At 38.5% G+C, this 16,002-nt stretch carries 18 protein-coding genes and 1 pseudogene; 12 read left to right on the forward strand and 7 right to left on the reverse strand.

Going from position 1 to position 16,002, the window contains the following annotated elements; translation table 11 throughout:
- Positions 1–79: 79 nt before the first annotated feature.
- From ASU03_RS05460 to ASU03_RS05470, 4 genes are all read left to right on the forward strand, one after another.
- Positions 80–874, forward strand: coding sequence for a substrate-binding periplasmic protein (locus tag ASU03_RS05460; RefSeq protein WP_057830835.1), 795 nt, complete (start codon positions 80–82; stop codon positions 872–874).
- A 288-nt stretch (positions 875–1,162) separates the two neighbouring features.
- Entirely contained in the window at positions 1,163–1,429 is a 267-nt protein-coding gene (locus tag ASU03_RS05465) for a hypothetical protein (RefSeq protein ID WP_057830836.1), read from the forward strand.
- A 122-nt stretch (positions 1,430–1,551) separates the two neighbouring features.
- The gene (locus ASU03_RS21050) at positions 1,552–1,707 is read left to right on the forward strand and encodes a hypothetical protein (protein WP_197411200.1); all 156 of its coding nucleotides are present in this window, start codon (positions 1,552–1,554) and stop codon (positions 1,705–1,707) included.
- Between the two features lie 194 nt (positions 1,708–1,901).
- A complete protein-coding gene (locus ASU03_RS05470) occupies positions 1,902–2,156 on the forward strand; it encodes a hypothetical protein (protein WP_057830837.1) in 255 nt (84 codons plus the stop codon).
- A 339-nt stretch (positions 2,157–2,495) separates the two neighbouring features.
- Here ASU03_RS05470 and ASU03_RS05475 read toward each other — a convergent pair whose 3' ends face one another.
- A complete protein-coding gene (locus ASU03_RS05475; RefSeq protein ID WP_057830838.1) occupies positions 2,496–3,728 on the reverse strand; it encodes a M24 family metallopeptidase in 1,233 nt (410 codons plus the stop codon).
- Positions 3,729–4,000: 272 nt separating this feature from the next.
- Complete coding sequence (locus ASU03_RS05480; RefSeq protein WP_057830839.1) at positions 4,001–5,380, reverse strand: NAD(P)/FAD-dependent oxidoreductase; 1,380 nt, start codon at positions 5,378–5,380, stop codon at positions 4,001–4,003.
- A 182-nt stretch (positions 5,381–5,562) separates the two neighbouring features.
- Between ASU03_RS05480 and ASU03_RS05485 the strand changes: the two genes are divergently transcribed.
- Complete coding sequence (locus ASU03_RS05485) at positions 5,563–6,126, forward strand: pyridoxamine 5'-phosphate oxidase family protein (protein ID WP_057830840.1); 564 nt, start codon at positions 5,563–5,565, stop codon at positions 6,124–6,126.
- A 1-nt stretch (position 6,127) separates the two neighbouring features.
- Here the strand turns inward: ASU03_RS05485 and ASU03_RS05490 are convergent, their stop codons facing one another.
- The gene (locus ASU03_RS05490) at positions 6,128–7,162 is read right to left on the reverse strand and encodes a lipid A deacylase LpxR family protein (protein ID WP_057830841.1); all 1,035 of its coding nucleotides are present in this window, start codon (positions 7,160–7,162) and stop codon (positions 6,128–6,130) included.
- A 331-nt stretch (positions 7,163–7,493) separates the two neighbouring features.
- Here ASU03_RS05490 and ASU03_RS21055 point away from each other — a divergent pair, with 331 nt between their 5' ends.
- The 3 genes from ASU03_RS21055 (at position 7,494) to ASU03_RS05500 (ending at position 9,577) form a co-directional block, all read left to right on the forward strand.
- The gene (locus ASU03_RS21055; protein ID WP_197410255.1) at positions 7,494–7,655 is read left to right on the forward strand and encodes a hypothetical protein; all 162 of its coding nucleotides are present in this window, start codon (positions 7,494–7,496) and stop codon (positions 7,653–7,655) included.
- Between the two features lie 296 nt (positions 7,656–7,951).
- Positions 7,952–8,527, forward strand: a complete 576-nt coding sequence (efpL, locus tag ASU03_RS05495) for an elongation factor P-like protein EfpL (RefSeq protein ID WP_057830842.1) — start codon at positions 7,952–7,954, stop codon at positions 8,525–8,527.
- 141 nt (positions 8,528–8,668) lie between these two features.
- Entirely contained in the window at positions 8,669–9,577 is a 909-nt protein-coding gene (locus ASU03_RS05500) for a M14 family metallopeptidase (protein ID WP_057830843.1), read from the forward strand.
- Positions 9,578–9,686: 109 nt separating this feature from the next.
- On the opposite strand, the gene ASU03_RS05505 is transcribed toward ASU03_RS05500, so the two are convergent.
- The gene (locus tag ASU03_RS05505) at positions 9,687–10,862 is read right to left on the reverse strand and encodes a flagella assembly protein FlgT (RefSeq protein ID WP_057831014.1); all 1,176 of its coding nucleotides are present in this window, start codon (positions 10,860–10,862) and stop codon (positions 9,687–9,689) included.
- Positions 10,863–11,125: 263 nt separating this feature from the next.
- On the opposite strand from ASU03_RS05505, the pseudogene ASU03_RS05510 reads away from it, so the two are divergent.
- Positions 11,126–11,440, forward strand: a pseudogene (locus ASU03_RS05510) (FlgO family outer membrane protein); the annotation flags it as partial.
- A gap of 154 nt (positions 11,441–11,594) precedes the next feature.
- Positions 11,595–12,062, forward strand: coding sequence for an LPP20 family lipoprotein (locus ASU03_RS05515; protein WP_057830844.1), 468 nt, complete (start codon positions 11,595–11,597; stop codon positions 12,060–12,062).
- A 104-nt stretch (positions 12,063–12,166) separates the two neighbouring features.
- Here ASU03_RS05515 and flgN read toward each other — a convergent pair whose 3' ends face one another.
- The 3 genes from flgN to flgA form a co-directional block, all read right to left on the reverse strand.
- Positions 12,167–12,613: a flagellar export chaperone FlgN gene (gene flgN, locus ASU03_RS05520; RefSeq protein ID WP_057830845.1), complete on the reverse strand. Its 447-nt coding sequence runs from the start codon at positions 12,611–12,613 to the stop codon at positions 12,167–12,169.
- 48 nt (positions 12,614–12,661) lie between these two features.
- On the reverse strand, positions 12,662–12,967 hold the full coding sequence (flgM, locus tag ASU03_RS05525; protein ID WP_057830846.1) for a flagellar biosynthesis anti-sigma factor FlgM: 306 nt from the start codon (positions 12,965–12,967) through the stop codon (positions 12,662–12,664).
- A 161-nt stretch (positions 12,968–13,128) separates the two neighbouring features.
- Complete coding sequence (gene flgA, locus ASU03_RS05530; protein ID WP_057830847.1) at positions 13,129–13,821, reverse strand: flagellar basal body P-ring formation chaperone FlgA; 693 nt, start codon at positions 13,819–13,821, stop codon at positions 13,129–13,131.
- Between the two features lie 207 nt (positions 13,822–14,028).
- Between flgA and ASU03_RS05535 the strand changes: the two genes are divergently transcribed.
- Together ASU03_RS05535 and ASU03_RS05540 are read left to right on the forward strand one after the other, a co-directional pair.
- Complete coding sequence (locus ASU03_RS05535) at positions 14,029–14,958, forward strand: chemotaxis protein (RefSeq protein WP_057831015.1); 930 nt, start codon at positions 14,029–14,031, stop codon at positions 14,956–14,958.
- A 106-nt stretch (positions 14,959–15,064) separates the two neighbouring features.
- Entirely contained in the window at positions 15,065–15,895 is an 831-nt protein-coding gene (locus tag ASU03_RS05540) for a CheR family methyltransferase (RefSeq protein WP_057830848.1), read from the forward strand.
- Positions 15,896–16,002: the final 107 nt, after the last annotated feature.

Below are 16,002 nucleotides of genomic sequence, written 5' to 3' on the forward strand. Positions count from 1 at the left end.
ACTGTAGATGGATAATTAATAGCTAAACCTTGAAGTAAATTATTTTAGTTTTACAAAATGATATTAAGACCTATACATTATGATTACTCTGCAGTTTTTTAAATATAATATGATGCTAAAAACCTCTTTATATATACTTTTTATCTTTTTATTTACTGCTAGTCTGGCAGCTCAGGAGAGTGCTAGCCCAAAAGCATTTAAAATAGCCCTTGGTAACAATAGCGTGCCTTGGAATTGGCAAGAACACAATCAACACAAAGGCATTTTAATCGACATTATCAATGAAGCACTGGTCAGCCGAATGAAGATTAAGGTTGAACTACTTTTTTACCCTTGGAAACGAGCCCAACAAATGGTGAAGTATAATAAGGCTGACGCGTTAATTACTAACTTCACTGAAGAAAGAAAAATTTATTCCAATGCCGGTGAACACTATATTACCAATATAAAACGCATGATATTTGTTAATAAAAATGACCCTCTGATAAATGACATTGCTAAAGCTCAATCATTAAAAGATCTTAAAATGTTTACTATTGGTAATAATATCGGCAACCCTTGGGCGGCAAGAGTATTTAAAGGTTATAAAATAGCGTGGGCTTCGAGTGTTAGTAGAGCCTTAAAAATGCTGGAGAAATCTCGTTTTAATATTTTTATTGGCAACTCGGTGGCTACTCGGTATAAGTTAAAACAACTTAATATTACCAATGTAGTGATGTTACCCAATCAGTTAATCGATATTAAAGCGTCTCGCTATCAGTTATTGATTGGTAAAAAATCAAGTTATTTACATCTACTCCCTGAATTTGATCGCACGATTTTAGCTATGAAAGAAGATGGAAGTTTACAAGCCATCTTTGATAAGTATAAATAGGTTCGCACTATTAATTAGACACTTTAAACGTAAGCGTATGGGGAACGGCACCTAGCCGTGCTCAACGTTCCATTGAATTCACCACGCTAAGTGGACAACAATTGAGTACTGTTTATAATGTTTAATTAGAAAAATGTGCTTGGCATGAAATAACAGTATTTCCTTAAAAAATAAGGAAAAATCTCGTCTTTCAATGGATAATTAAAAAATACAAATTTATCAAACCTATTGATGATGCGTTAGTAAAAAGGTATTGTTGCCTCTTAACTTTCTAAGGATCATATCGTAATGGAAGAAAAAATCACCTTGGTAGTTGATTACCTGCAGACAGTTAAGACTCGCTGCACATACAATGCTGCTGCGAAAGCGTTGGGTGTTACACCGAAGGAGCTAAAGAAACTGTTAGGTAAGCGCAGGCCGGAAAACTCTTGGTTTGTTAATACGGGAACTGGCAATCCAGTTGGGTACACTGACGAAGAAAAACATCCGGACCTTCATCGTACAAAGCTTATTATTAAATCAGCGGAAGTTTTGACACGAAACCTAGATTTATAGAAAAGTTAACACCTTGCTCAAGGGCGACGATTTTAAGCGGGGCCTAGCCCTAAAAATACCCCTTAGCAAAGCTAGATGTTAGCAATTAGATACACCCCCTAAATTAATTCAAGAGTATTCAAATGGCGAAAAGCAATTACAATTATGAGAAGCGGCAGAGGGAACTTGCGAAGAAGAAAAAGAAAGAGGAAAAACGCCTGAAAAAATTAGAAAAGGTTAGTGAAGACCCCTCATCCGATGAGCCACTATTAGCGGATGATGAAAATACATCCATATAATTATGTCGTCTACTGTGCTCGTATAAAGATGCAACTATGCCGACATCTAAGTGGTGATCGGATGTTGAGAGGGTTATGTTTTTAACCAAAACAATAGAGCGCGTAAGTTACTGGAATCGTGTATCAACTCATTTTTCAGGGGGGATACTACCCATGAATAAATTTAGTAAGTCAGTTAAATTAGGAGTATTGTATTGCAAACTGTAGTCAAAAAATGGTTCCGAGATAAAGAATCTGGATTTCTGGATAACGGCAACGGCCCAGATATAATAGTACGTAAAGCCGATCTTGTTAATTGTGCTTTTTTAAAAGTTGGTGCCACTGTTGAGTTTGAATGCTACTCAGAAAAGCGAGGATTAATAGCCAAAAAGGTTAAACTTTCGAATCTGAAGCGGTCGCAACAAGGGATTCGAGATAATAAACCCTATCGCCCAGGTGTCATGACTTAAGTAATTAAGCGTAGAGCAAGGCGCTGCAATCTTATACTAAAAACGTCCAGGAAAAAATGGCTGCTAAATTTTTTTGCCGCTGAGCTGTGGCATTATCAATAAAAAATTTAATCTAAATTTGCATTAAGTGCCATCCACTTAATGACCGCTTTGTGGTATTCGTCAATAGTGCGTAGGAAGCTTAAATCTCATTAGTTGTAGCCATTCTCATTAGTTATTAATTAAACTATCAAATTAATGACTGAGTACCCTGCCGGTAAAAGGTACTCAGAGTTAATTTAAATGGTTTGTCGCGGCGTCGTCACCGCGACGCCAAACAGAGAATAGTTGCCGTTAAGGTTAGTTAGCTTCATAGCCAAAAGGGTCATCAATAGAGTGAGCCGGCTCACTAAACCATTTTGGTCCAGATTCAGTCATGTAGAAGTGATCTTCTAAACGCACACCAAACTCGCCATAAAGACACAGCATAGGCTCATTAGAAAAACACATGCCAGCAGCTAAGGGGGTTTTATCACCTCTGACTAAATATGGCCATTCATGAATGTCTAAACCAACGCCATGGCCAGTACGATGTGGCAGTCCTGGTACTTGATAATCTGGGCCATAACCTTGCGTTTCAAGGTAGTTGCGAGCAGCAATATCGACCGTTTCACAAGGGGACGCTATTTTGGCCGCAGCAAAGCCCTGCGCTTGCGCTGTTTTTTCATGTAACCAAACCGCACGTTGTTTTTCACTGGCTTCACCAAAAACATAACTGCGGGTTATATCCGAATTATAGCCCTGAACTAAGCAGCCAGTATCGATTAACACCATATCATTAGCATCGAGGGTTTTAGGCTCTTTTACCCCATGTGGGTAGGCGGTATCTTGGCCAAATAAAACAATACAAAAAGAGGAACCTTTAGGGGCGCCTAATTTTATATGCGCTTTGTTGATAAAGTCAGTGACTTGTGCGGTAGTGATGCCAAGGGTTAAAATTTTGGCTACGGCGCGATGTACTACCATAGTCATGTCTTTAGCACGTTGCAATAAGGCAATTTCGCTGGCAGACTTGATCATTCTACAACCGGCGGTAATACTTTTACTGCTGGTGAACGTTAACGTGATGTTTTGATCTTTTGCGGCATTCATCATGCCATCAACCGCGAAAAATGCTGTAGATTCATCAATGGCAAGGGTTCCTTGGGCACAGTTGTTTTTCTTCAGTACCTCCATAACAAGTTGATACGGTGACTCATGTTCATGCCAGCTAGCGACTTGTGCCTCAATCTGCATAAAGCCAGATAGTGTGCTTACTTCGAACCAAGGGGCGATATAAACTAAATTACCTTCTGCAGGTAATATTGCGCCGACTAAGCGCTCAGATGAGTACCAAGCAGTGCCAGTGAAATAGCTTAAATTAGTGCCAGCATTAATATATAAGGCGCTAATGTTTTGTGCACGCATTAGCTGTTGCGCTTTAGCAATACGCTGTTGATATTCACCTAATGAGATAGGCGTGATATCAGTGGTCATATCGGTTAATTTATTTAATTCTATTTCAGCTGTAGAGCCACCAATACCAATGGACATATTATATTTCCTTCAAAAATAATTAACTTTATGTGAGGTGTGTTTACTCAGCACTTAGCTGAGCGGCACAGTAATAAATTCATAGGTATATTGTATACAATATTTTCACTGAGACAAGTGTTAATCTAGGCTATTTCTCGGTCGTGCTGACACCGCATGTTAATATTTCATTTAGAGCAAACGGATTAATTACTTGCTCATTTAGCGAAAATCAACAGACTTACCGGCAGGCTGCGATAACGATTAACCTCGTTTTTAAAGTAGATAATCGTTTAAAACCAGCGATCTTTGACTTTACCGTACTGAAAGTAACCCCATTGACCAACACGTCTGAATGGCGCGAAGGGAAATGTTGTTAACGGGGTTTGGTAAATGGGTAAATTGGGTACTGTCACCCCCGCAACTTTTTGCGCCAAACGTTTACCTGCTTGTACAGAGAAAGATACGCCACTGCCACAATACCCCATGGCATAAAAAACATTACGCTGTTCATTTTGATAAACATGCGGCATGTCATCTAACGACATACACAACCATCCTGACCAGGCATAATCGTAACGCAAGGAGTCGAGAGCGGGAAAACTTGTTTTCAATACCGCAAGTAAGCGTTTGGCGTAGTAGGGGTCGGTAGCATTTTTACCGGTTATTGCCCCACGACCGCCAAATAAAATACGGTTATCAGGTAACTTGCGATAGTAATATTTCAATGCGCGTGTATCCATGATGACATTGCTGGTTAAAAAATTACAGGCGGCTAATTGTGCTGTTGTTAAGGGCTGAGTAACAATTATTTGTGATAAAACGGGTAATGTTTTGCTCTTGATCAAGGGGTGAAAATTCTTGGCTGAATAACCATTCGTGGCAATAACCACTTTTTTAGCTTTGACAATGCCGTTTGGCGTGTGCAATATTTGCAGGGTTTGGCTTTGTTGACCCGCTTTATGCGACGTTTGCTGCTGCCAATTTTCCACTGGACTGTCACAATAAATGCTGACACCAGCCTCTCTGGCAAGCTTTTGATAACCCCAAGCAAGTTTTAGTGGATTAAGCCCAAAACCATCTTGATAACGTATTGCACCATAAGCATTATGATCTGCCATATAATCCTGGTGTAACTGCTCACGTGTTAATACTTGGATATCATAGCCAAACATCTTTTTTTGCAAAGCTGCCGTCTCGATTAAACCTTTTAGCATACTTGGCTTGTGGGCTACGCGAATATAGCCACTGTCTTGTGGATCACAATCAATGCCCTCGCTAATTAAACTTTTGACGGTATCAACACCCGCACACATTTCTTGATAAATGCCACGCATAACCTCTTCCCCCCATTGCGATTGCATGCGGGCGTAGGATTTTCGGCCAGAGGACTTTAAAATAAAGCCAGCATTACGGCCACTGGCCCCCCAAGCTGTTCGGTTTGCTTCTAATACCGTGGCTTTGATACCGTGCTCACGTGCTAAGTGCAGCGCCGTTGATAAGCCGGTATAACCGGCACCGATAATGGCAACATCTACATTGATATCTTTATTTAACTGACCATCATCGGCTGGCGCATTTCCTAAGGTATTAGCCGCTGTGACGTCAGCCCAATAACTATTAGGGTAGGGCGCATTAGCACCAATGGATTCATCAAGAAGAGGATCGTACATGTTTTATCCTAAGTAGACTTTTAAGCGAGAGGATTTTAAACAACTCATTCGCTAAAATCAGTATAAAGTTGTTAAAGTTTATTCTTTTACCGTGATTTTACTGTAATTGTCGCCAGTGTTTTGTGAATATAGTGAGCTAACATTCAACACTAATTTTAATACAAAGGAGTGAAAGTCATACCATGGGACAACAATTTTCAGAATTAAATGCCAAGCATATTGAGTTTATTGCCAAACAAAAGCTTTATTTTGTCAGTACAGCCGCAGATACGGGCACAGTAAACGTGTCCCCTAAAGGCGGGGATAGTTTGCGCGTGATAAATGCCTCGACTATTGCCTGGTTAAATCATACCGGTAGTGGCAATGAATCAGCGGCGCATGTATTAATAAACCCACGAATGACGATAATGTTTTGTGCGTTTGAAGGTGCGCCTCTTATACTGCGAGCTTATGGCAAGGCCACTGTATTACATCAAGGTGATAGGCAGTGGGCGGAATATATAGCGCTATTTCCACAAAGCGTGGCCTCCAGACAAATATTCTTATTGGCTATTGACAAAGTTCAGTCATCTTGCGGTATGTCAGTTCCTTATTTTTCCTATGAAGCCGATCGTAACGCTCTTGCCTTGTGGTCAGATAAGCAAGGTAAAGCCGGTATTGAGCAGTACTGGCAAAAGAAAAATCAGCACAGCATTGATGGTTTTGCCAAGGATATAGTGAAAAAGTCAGCTCTGTTAGTAGAATAAATTACAGGCTAGCACTTAGCGTGAGTGAGCCGTAAGTATGCCAAGGTTTAATATCACTGTGATAAGCGCGGGTATAGCCATTCAGGCTCCAAGTGAGGGCAAAATTTTCTTGTGTCCAAGTGAAGCCTAAACTCGCCTTTGCTTGGGGATTTTTAAGTTCAACCGATGACTCATAGGGTAAGCTACCTTCAATAGACAAGTCATTAAACCGGTAGCCAAGGCCAAGTCGCGCAAAGGTGGTCAAATTACTGCCATCAAGGGCTTGCGTTATATTGCCTATATGGCCGAAGTGGTTACTGAGACGACCGAAAGTGTTTGCTAGCATTGTTCCCCAGCGAAATAAAAAACCGAGAGACGCTTGGGTATTTAGATTCCCTAACGAGATATGACTAAAACCACTGACTTCCCATTGCCAGTCGGTAAAATAAGTGCCTTGATATTTTTGCTTTCTATACCAGAGTGAGTCTACTTCATAAGCAAACTGAGCTGTGACTTGTTCTTCTACCTGATACTGCCAACCTTGAGGTATGGTTGAGCCGGTTATCTGATGTACTTTTTTTTGTATTTTTTCAGCCCTTGCTTTAGGGCCAATAACGCCCACAGCTAACCAGTTTTTTTGTGCAAAACTCGGGCTGTAATTTGCGGTGTGACTTTCTAACTCGACTAAACCAACATAAGGTCTATCATTGCTTTGAGAGTTCATTATGCCAATATCATTTGGTGTCCACATGCGCTGGGATACTTTTACTCCCCAGGCCGTTTGATTTTTATTTACCGGTAAACGCATACCATGTTGCCATTGAAGCCATATTGGCATGCTTGAGCTGAGGTGTTGGTGATATTGTCGCAGTGCTTTACTTTCCCAAGCTAAAGAAAAGCCATTGGTATAATTACCATCACTGGCAAATAGACCATCGTTTTCGAACTGAACACTTAATTGGCCAGCTTGTGCGGTAATGAGAACTACTGATAAAATCGTTAATAAAAAATAGACTGGGCAATAATTTTTTTTGCTGCTTGTGAGCGCTTTAATCATAGCAAACTCCTATTCTTTCAACACTACTGAGTATAGTGCGATAAAATCAATTTGCTGAAAATAACTCAATTGAGGTGAGTGTTTTCCGGCAACTAAAGCGGGGCTTTCTTAATAAAAGTAACGACAGCTAAGCAAACAGAGCCGACATTTACCTCCAATGGCTCATTATTATCAGGCTATATTTGCATGTTTTTATTACCAGTAGGCACTGAGATGTACAAAAAAATGTACTAAATATAATCGTTCTACTTTATTAAATAATGGATAAAACTTATTAATGAAAGGTCTTGTGTAATAATACAGGAGTGGTAACAATTTTTTGGAGGCTATTATGGCCCATGAGGAAAGACGTAATATGTCAAAAAATACTGATGCTAGTATAGATAATGGGAATAATGAACAAAAATCAACGCTAGAACAATTAGCCGATGCAAACCATGAAATTGAAGACTTAAAGTTACAAATCGCTTGGCTTGAGCGTTCTTACGAGTAGATTTTTCTAGCATTTATTCGTTTTTTTATTGCTGTTAAATAATAATTAAGTGAATGAGAATAATCACAAAAACTCAATAGATTGAAAAGGCAAATATAGGGTATATATTTGCCTTTTTTGTTGTCTGTCTGTGTTTAACTATGAAAATCACCCTGTTGGTTTTCACTTTATCGTATTTCACCTAAAAATATCATTATTCTATCGATAAGTTATTTGCATATCTATGTGTTCATGCTATTTTCCCTGCATTGTGTTTAAAGCAAGATTATTTATAATAAATTAGAGGAAGTCATCTTATGCCAAAGGCAAGTGATATAAAGAAAAATGCTGCGATAGAGCATAACGGTAAAGTGTTAATTGTTAGGGGTATTACTCGTTCTGTACCGCAAGGTCGAGCAGGCGGCAGTTTATATAGAATGCGTTTATACGACGTAGTTACGGGTGCTAAGGTAGACGAAACCTTTAAAGCTGACGATATGTTAAGTTTTGCCGATTTAAGTCGCCGCCCAGCAATGTTTTCATATATTGATGGTGATGAATATGTCTTTATGGATAATGAAGACTACACGCCATATAACTTAAATAAAGAGTCTATCGCCGATGAGGTTCTTTTTATTAATGAAGAAACGCAAGGGATCTCTGTCATCATAGTTGACGATTCGCCAGTGGCTATTGATCTTCCTAGCAGTGTCGAGTTAGTCATTACAGAAACAGACCCTTCGATAAAAGGCGCTTCAGCGAGTGCTCGTACTAAGCCAGCTATTCTCTCTACCGGATTAACGGTGCAAGTGCCTGAACATATCTCTACCGGTGATAAAATTAAAGTTAATACCGAAGACCGCAAGTTTATGGGACGTGCTGACTCGAAATAAAGTCTTGTTGCGGTAACTTAGTGCTTAGTAGCCAATAAAAAATGTCCAAATCTTTGGGCATTTTTTTATGCGGCTGGCCGGCGTTACTAAATATCAGGTCAACAGTTATTAACATTGCTGTTTGAACAATAAGGTTAAATTATGAGTGATTCAGTTTATTCTATTGGTACGCAAGGCGAGCCATGGGTGGATAAAGACAAGGCGTTATGGCTTGCTAAGCAAAATATTAAACGCTCTTACCAAGATGAAGTGCTAGCAAAGCTTGAATTATTAAGTTCTTCATTTGATATGATCCAATATGGCAGCTTGTCTATTGATGAAAGCCGTTATCCTTTATATGTCATGCAAAGTCAACATTGGCAAACGCATAATAAAACCGTGCTAGTGACGGGCGGTGTACACGGTTATGAGACCAGTGGCGTGCAAGGGGCAATTCGTTTTCTTGAAACTTGTGCTAAGGGCTTTAGCGAACAGTTTAATATTATTGTCGCGCCTTGTGTTAGCCCGTGGGGTTATGAAACCATTAATCGTTGGAATAATAAAGCGATAGACCCAAACCGTTCATTTTATGCTAATAGTCCGGCGCAAGAATCGGCGGCACTGATGGCTTTTATTGTGGAACTGGATATTGATATTGCTATGCATATTGATTTACATGAAACCACTGATAGCGACAATAGCGAGTTTAGACCGGCACTGGCCGCCCGAGATGCTAAACAGCATGATAACTGGAATATTCCCGATGGTTTCTATTTAGTCGGGGATGCAACCAAGCCTGCCGCTGATTTCCAACGGGCGATTAACCAAGCTGTAGCAAAGGTTACTCACATTGCCCCCGCTGATAGCAAGGGTAAATTGATAGGTGTTGAACTTGAGCAAGTTGGTGTTATAAATTATGCTGCAAGAGCGTTAGGCTTATGTATGGGCTTAACAAACGCGCCCTATGTCACTACCACAGAGGTTTACCCTGATAGCGCTCGGGTTGATGATGAAAATTGTATTCAAGCACAAGTTGCAGCGATATCGGCAGCAATAACCTTTATCCAATAGTTATCTAATATTTACTTCAGACTTAACGAATATAAAAACGCCTACTAAATTGATTCTTAGTAGGCGTTTTACTTCATAAGTAGGCCTCGCGGTTAGGCTTTATACGTTATTAATTCTCATAACGTACCGCTAAATCATCGACTTGAATATTACCAAATAACCGGCCATCAGGTGTCGCTGCCGTAGCCGTTTGCCTGGTTAGTTTGGTTACCTTTACTTTATAGGGGCTTAAGTTAAATCCAGCATAGGACTTGCCAGAGTTGTTGGTAAAATGAGTCAGGTGTAATAAGCTAAATTCATCACCTATTTTTAACCCATGATCCCTGCCTAAGTTAATGGTGACTTGGTTACCGTTCACTTGAATGATTTTGCCTCGGCTAGGCTCACACATAATATTTTCATCAATATCTTGAATAACGCTGTCGATAATATTATTAACCATTAGGCCATATTCACTGTGCCAAAATGCCTGACCATTGACATCCACTTTCATGCGCTTACTAAATGTCCATGGCGCAGAATTTTGATAAGAATCTTGCCAAACTAATTCACCATTTAGGCCGTTATATAAATAGAAGCTAATGGCAAAATTTCTAGGGTAAATACCTTGTTGCCAAAATAACCAGCTATTAGTGGCTTGTTGATCAAAAGAAGTATTGGTGATTTCACTAAACATAATATATTGGCTATCGGTACTTTCACTTAACGATTGCGTTAATTGCGCTATTTTATCACTGGCTAAGCTGTTATTAAGGCGAGAAAATTCCGTTTTATTATTTAGTATGCTACTGGTTTTAGTATAAGCACTTTGTTGATTTAGTTGTTCAGCCAATTTACGCATAACCGCTTTATCAATGAGGTAAATCTTACCAATATTAGCTTGCTCTCTATGTAATAAATGGCTGCGGGTAATGAGCAAAGATTTTTTAAAGTTTACCGCAAAGCATTTTTTATCTTGAGGAAATATATCTACGCGAATTGTGACAGTGATAAGGTTGTCGCTGTGTATTTCATCAATTAGTTCAATGGAGTTGACACTACCACTTGCCCTGATGCTGATTTTATCTTGTGTCAGTAAGCCATTGACCACTTGTTGCACACTCGACACACTGGCCCCAGAGACAAGCAGCGCTTTCTTAAGTGCATTTTCCATCGCTTTAGTGCGAGCAAACTCGATACTTATATCATTGGTGCGAGCATGTCCCTGTGTCTCATACCACTGACTGCTAACAGAAAAACTGTACAACAAGCTGAGGAATGTTAATTGTTTGATGAGTTTGTGCATAGTTTTTTTCATCTTCCTATTTAGCTTTAACCTTATTGACTTATACTTTCGGGCAAGCGTTTTTTTATCGACTAATATCGATTATGCATATTTCATGCCTTTCATATATTCGTTAATTTATCTGGCACTTAATTATTGGCTTAGAATGTGCATTATTTATAAGTATGAAAATGAATACAATTGGGCTAAGTGTGATAATTGTTGGGCTTAGGCTTGAGAGGTACACCATGAGATATTGGCTTGGCAATTAGCTAGCGCAAAGCTTTATTCACGAACTGAAACGCCACGGTATCGTGGTGATCGACTTTAACTCTACTGGCCATATTCGTGTGACAATAAAAGGTGATTATGTCTTTAGTCGAGGCGGGTAAGAATTACCTGAACGTCAGATAATTGACTATGGGGTTTATGGCACCATGATTGAGCAAGCAAATGGTCTTTTAGTTCGTGCTCGTATGATTGGCATTCAATCTAAAGTGGTGGTTGCTACGGCGCAATTCTTTATTTCTGTTTGGGTGTTAGGTGATGATATGAGTCATAGTGAGAATGTGAAAATGAGAGATGGCATGACTATTTGAGGTCATGCTATGTTGTCTAACGATGAACTTACGGTAATTATACAAAATTAACAACTATTTCAGTAGCTTAATTCGCTATCTGAATTTAATGTCTTAATTGAGTAGGATAATGAATAATGCAATTTTATCAGCGACTAACGCTAAAGGAGTATATATGAGTAAATCATTAATTCGTGTCATTTTTATGACCAGTGTACTTTGCTTTACTAGTGCTTGCTCCCTTGTTTACGACAAACATGTACAGTGGCAAACCGTAAAACCAGATAACTTTCCTGTGCTTTATGCGACAGGTTTTGCACCGATAAGCCTGCAAAAATCAACACATAAAACTCAGCGGATGTTAATGGCCATTAAGGCGTCAAAAATTGCCGCTTATGCAGAGTTAGCGGAGCAAGTTTATGGTCAGCAAGTTACCGGTAAGGTAACCATGGCTGACTTATTAATTGAAGATCAGCAGTTAATGGCTTCGGTACAAGGTATTATACGCGGTGCTAAAGTAGTGAAAAGTTATCCTGTTGGTGACGTTTATACCACGGAGTTACTGCTAGATTTTGAAGATGTATATAATATTTATCAAGTAAATCAAAATAGAAAAGAAATTAAAGCGGTAACTCACTTTTAATTCCTGTGGTCTATTAAGGACAAGTACTTAATATCATATATTGGCAGACCATTTTAAAAGGCGTTAATCATAATGATTAACGCCTTTTTGTTGCTGGAATAAGCTTAGGCTTTTAGCCCGATACTTGACAGTCCAGCACTTTTTTTACCCTTACTGTTATAAGTAATGGCGTTTTTATTATGGCTTTCTAATAGGCTTGTTTTCATGCGCTCGACAGCAAGTTGTGACTGTTGGATGATTTGGCCATTGACCAGATTTTTCTGTTGGCAACTCTTTAATAATTCGGTGATTTCTGCGAGTTGTTGCGTTAATTTCCCTGCGGCTTTATCTTGAGCGAAGCCTTGATGTTGAGATATTTTTTGGTCTAGTTGCTGAATGGCTATTAACTGGGTATTTTTTTCTTGGCTGATAGCAAGCAGCGCTTGTGGATCGTGTTGCTGTAATATTTGTTTTTCATTCGCAATTATCTGACCCAGAGCGGTTAACTGTTGATGTTGTTGTATTAACAATTCATTTGACGTTAATTCTTTGGGATTTGACCCTGATAACATAAGCTTGCCTTTGATTTTTTACTAAACGATATACCTTACAGTCTATCGTTAAATAAGATTAAATTCAAAGTTAGCAATATTGGCTGCTAATTTTTCTGGATTGATTTTATAATCACCAGCACTGATAGCTTTTTTTAATTCATCAATTTTCTTTTGATTTATTACCGGTGCATCCGCTGCTTGTTTTTGTAATTCATTAAGCTGTTTTGCTTGCGGAGTAATTGACACTGAATCTTGTCCGGCACTTTTTACTTGTGCACTATTCGAGGCCGTTTGAACCGATTGCTGCTTTACCTGCTGCTGAGTCTGTTTAACTTGATTGTTTGCATTCAAGCTATTGATATTTATAACCATAATTTCATCCTATAACAATGAAATGATATTTTAAATGAGTCTGTTATCTTGTTATCGGCCATCAGCGGAATAACTTTAGCTAAAAGTACATTAAAACATAAATAACCTCACAGTGAACTTAGCTGCAAAATTATTTGTTACCTAGAGTTTTTGTACCTAGATTATAGATGAATTATTACTTGGTTAATAGCTTTGACCCGTGGGGTAATGATTTTTTTTGAACGGGTATTTCTTACTTTGATCTGCTCATTAATATTACCAGAGCTTAATGCCACACCTTGGCTTTTGATAGTGAAGACCTCTGAGGAGACAATAATCGTTACCACATCACCCTTACAAATTAAGCAGATACTTTTTTTACTAATGGCTTTACCTTTAGCTATACGTCTTTTAGCCTTAGCGCCAAAAACAATGGCGGTATCGGTTAATTTATCACCACGTATTTTGTTAATAGCGATGTAAGCTAACTCGACATTACTTTCGTCAAGCTTGTCTCCTTGGTTAATTGTACTTTTTGCAATTAAAACCGCTTTAGTTATTTCTATTTTTGCCGATAAATATATTTTCCATGGTGTTGGTTCATCACAACTAATTTTTATATTTACATTTCGTGTACTGTTTTTATCATGTATATTTGCTGTTAAGGGTATATTACACGGTTTAATGATAATCCTAGGGTCTAAGTGAGCAACCGAAATACGCACTTTTTCTTCGTTAGTTGAAGGAAATATTTCGATTAAATAGGTGGTCGCGAAGCGTTCGATAAACGCACTGTCTAGTTCGCTTGCCGCACTAGTTGCTGGCTTAATAAGCAGTAAACATAAAGAAAATAAAAAATGTTTGGTATGTCGCATATATTTTGTTATCTATCGTTAAGTAAATGCAGATATTCGTCTATGCTTAACCTAGGTTAGTGCTATAAAATGAGGTTAAATCGTGCGTCAATTATCAGGCGCTTAGTGTGAATATCAACTCTATATTTTAAATACAATTCAAGAATTGTGCCTTAAATGTTTATTTTTTTAAAGACAATAAAGGGTACGGTGTTACATGAGGTTTATATGGCAGGCATACTCGATTCAGTAAATCAGCGCACGCAACTTGTCGGCGAAAATAGATTAGAATTACTACTCTTCAAACTTGTCGGTAGGCAAATTTTTGGCATTAATGTTTTTAAAGTGCGTGAAGTGATGCCATGCCCGAGGTTAACGGTATTACCGAAACAAGACCCTAATATTAAAGGCGTAGCTCATATTCGTGGGCAAACTATTTCTGTTATTGATTTAAGTAAATCAACGGGCGGCTTGGCAATCGAACAAACGGCGGATAGCTTTATTATTATTGCTGAATATAACCGAAGCGTGCAGGGCTTTCTCGTTGCTGGCGTTGAGCGAATAGTAACCTTAAGTTGGACTGATGTTATGCCACCACCCGAAGGGGCAGGTAAATCCAGTTATCTAACGGCAGTCACTGAAATAGATGGTCAAATGGTATCAATTTTAGATGTTGAGAAAATTTTAAATGAGATTAATCCTGTTTCAACGGAGTTAAGTGAAGATGTCATTGATGCCAGTGTTGGTGAAAGTCTAGGTGATAAGCTGGTTTTGATTGCTGATGATTCAATGGTGGCACGAAACCAAGTTAAAAGGGCATTAGAGCCATTAGGTATCAATATGATTTTAGCTAAAAATGGTCGTGATGCTCTAGATCAGTTATTGGCGATTGAGGCAACGTGTGAACATAGTATTACTGAAAAAGTTGCGCTAATGATTTCTGATATTGAAATGCCCGTAATGGATGGCTATACCTTAACGGCAGAAGTCAAAGGTAATGACCGCATGGCTAAAATGCCTATTATATTACATACCTCGCTAAGTGGGGTATTTAATAATGCCATGGTTAAAAAAGTGGGGGCAGATGATTTTATTGCCAAGTTTCACCCCGATGAATTAGCTACCGCTGTAAAAAAATGGCTAAAATTAGAAGATTAACTCTTTATAAAAATTAAAATAAAATTTCAAAAGCATTTGACGTGAATTTATATATTCCCATTTTAGTAAATTTAAATGAGTACTTCGAAATAAACAGGAAGCTATTGTGTCAGCAAGACAACTTGATGAAAAAAGTTACAACCAATTTAGAACGTTTTTAGAGCAGCAATGTGGCATTGTGCTCGGTGAAAATAAGCAATATTTAGTTAAAAGCCGCCTAGCGCCATTAATGGCTAAATTTGAAGTGAATTCATTGGGTGAATTAGTCACTCGGACACTTTCCCCGGTAGAGCGGCAATTACGTGCCGCAGTCATTGATGCTATGACCACAAATGAAACCTTATGGTTTCGAGATGATTACCCTTATAAGTTATTGCAAAGTAAATTATTACCTGATTTTGTCAATAGAAAAACCCCCGTTAAAATTTGGTCCGCAGCAAGTTCTTCTGGGCAAGAGCCCTATTCTATTGCGATGTCAGTACTGGAGTTTCAACAAAAAAATCCCGGAGCATTCCCTCGTGGTGTGCAGGTCATAGGTACCGATATTTCAACTACTATGCTAGAGCACTGTAAATACGGTCATTATGATAGTTTAGCACTTGCTCGTGGTCTATCAGAGGAGCGTAAAAAACGCTTTTTTGAAAACGGTGATAACGGTATGTTGAAGATTAAGGATCAAGTCAAGAATATGGTCAATTTTAGGCCGCTTAATTTGCTGAATAGCTATAGCTTGATGGGTCGTTTCGATATTGTTTTTTGTCGTAATGTACTTATTTATTTCTCACCAGAAATTAAAGCAAAAATCATTAGTCAAATTCATGGCGTATTAAATCCTCAAGGCTATTTGTTTTTAGGTGCCTCGGAATCTCTATCAGGAATAAATCAAGATTTCACTATGTTACGTTGTAATCCTGGTATTGTTTATCAGAAAAAATAACCCTGTCAAATATCACTCATCGCTAGTGACAATAGCTGCTAGCAAACAGTAAACACCTTCATTTATATTCCTTTAAAACAGCTTTGTTAAAACCTTTGGCATAAATA

The sequence above is a fragment of the Colwellia sp. TT2012 genome (assembly GCF_001440345.1).
In the GTDB taxonomy this organism is placed as follows: Bacteria; Pseudomonadota; Gammaproteobacteria; order Enterobacterales; family Alteromonadaceae; genus Colwellia.

Excerpts from the sequence above, each read along its gene's own strand:
- ASU03_RS05535 (WP_057831015.1), top strand. The coding sequence starts at position 14,029 with ATGGCAGGCATACTCGATTCAGTAAATCAGCGCACGCAACTTGTCGGC.
- ASU03_RS05480 (WP_057830839.1), bottom strand. The coding sequence starts at position 5,380 with ATGTACGATCCTCTTCTTGATGAATCCATTGGTGCTAATGCGCCCTAC.
- efpL (WP_057830842.1), top strand. The coding sequence starts at position 7,952 with ATGCCAAAGGCAAGTGATATAAAGAAAAATGCTGCGATAGAGCATAAC.
- flgM (WP_057830846.1), bottom strand. The coding sequence starts at position 12,967 with ATGGTTATAAATATCAATAGCTTGAATGCAAACAATCAAGTTAAACAG.
- ASU03_RS05505 (WP_057831014.1), bottom strand. The coding sequence starts at position 10,862 with ATGCACAAACTCATCAAACAATTAACATTCCTCAGCTTGTTGTACAGT.
- ASU03_RS05475 (WP_057830838.1), bottom strand. The coding sequence starts at position 3,728 with ATGTCCATTGGTATTGGTGGCTCTACAGCTGAAATAGAATTAAATAAA.
- ASU03_RS05500 (WP_057830843.1), top strand. The coding sequence starts at position 8,669 with ATGAGTGATTCAGTTTATTCTATTGGTACGCAAGGCGAGCCATGGGTG.
- ASU03_RS05460 (WP_057830835.1), top strand. The coding sequence starts at position 80 with ATGATTACTCTGCAGTTTTTTAAATATAATATGATGCTAAAAACCTCT.
- flgA (WP_057830847.1), bottom strand. The coding sequence starts at position 13,821 with ATGCGACATACCAAACATTTTTTATTTTCTTTATGTTTACTGCTTATT.
- flgN (WP_057830845.1), bottom strand. The coding sequence starts at position 12,613 with ATGTTATCAGGGTCAAATCCCAAAGAATTAACGTCAAATGAATTGTTA.
- ASU03_RS05490 (WP_057830841.1), bottom strand. The coding sequence starts at position 7,162 with ATGATTAAAGCGCTCACAAGCAGCAAAAAAAATTATTGCCCAGTCTAT.
- ASU03_RS05485 (WP_057830840.1), top strand. The coding sequence starts at position 5,563 with ATGGGACAACAATTTTCAGAATTAAATGCCAAGCATATTGAGTTTATT.
- ASU03_RS21050 (WP_197411200.1), top strand. The coding sequence starts at position 1,552 with ATGGCGAAAAGCAATTACAATTATGAGAAGCGGCAGAGGGAACTTGCG.
- ASU03_RS05515 (WP_057830844.1), top strand. The coding sequence starts at position 11,595 with ATGAGTAAATCATTAATTCGTGTCATTTTTATGACCAGTGTACTTTGC.
- ASU03_RS05465 (WP_057830836.1), top strand. The coding sequence starts at position 1,163 with ATGGAAGAAAAAATCACCTTGGTAGTTGATTACCTGCAGACAGTTAAG.
- ASU03_RS21055 (WP_197410255.1), top strand. The coding sequence starts at position 7,494 with ATGGCCCATGAGGAAAGACGTAATATGTCAAAAAATACTGATGCTAGT.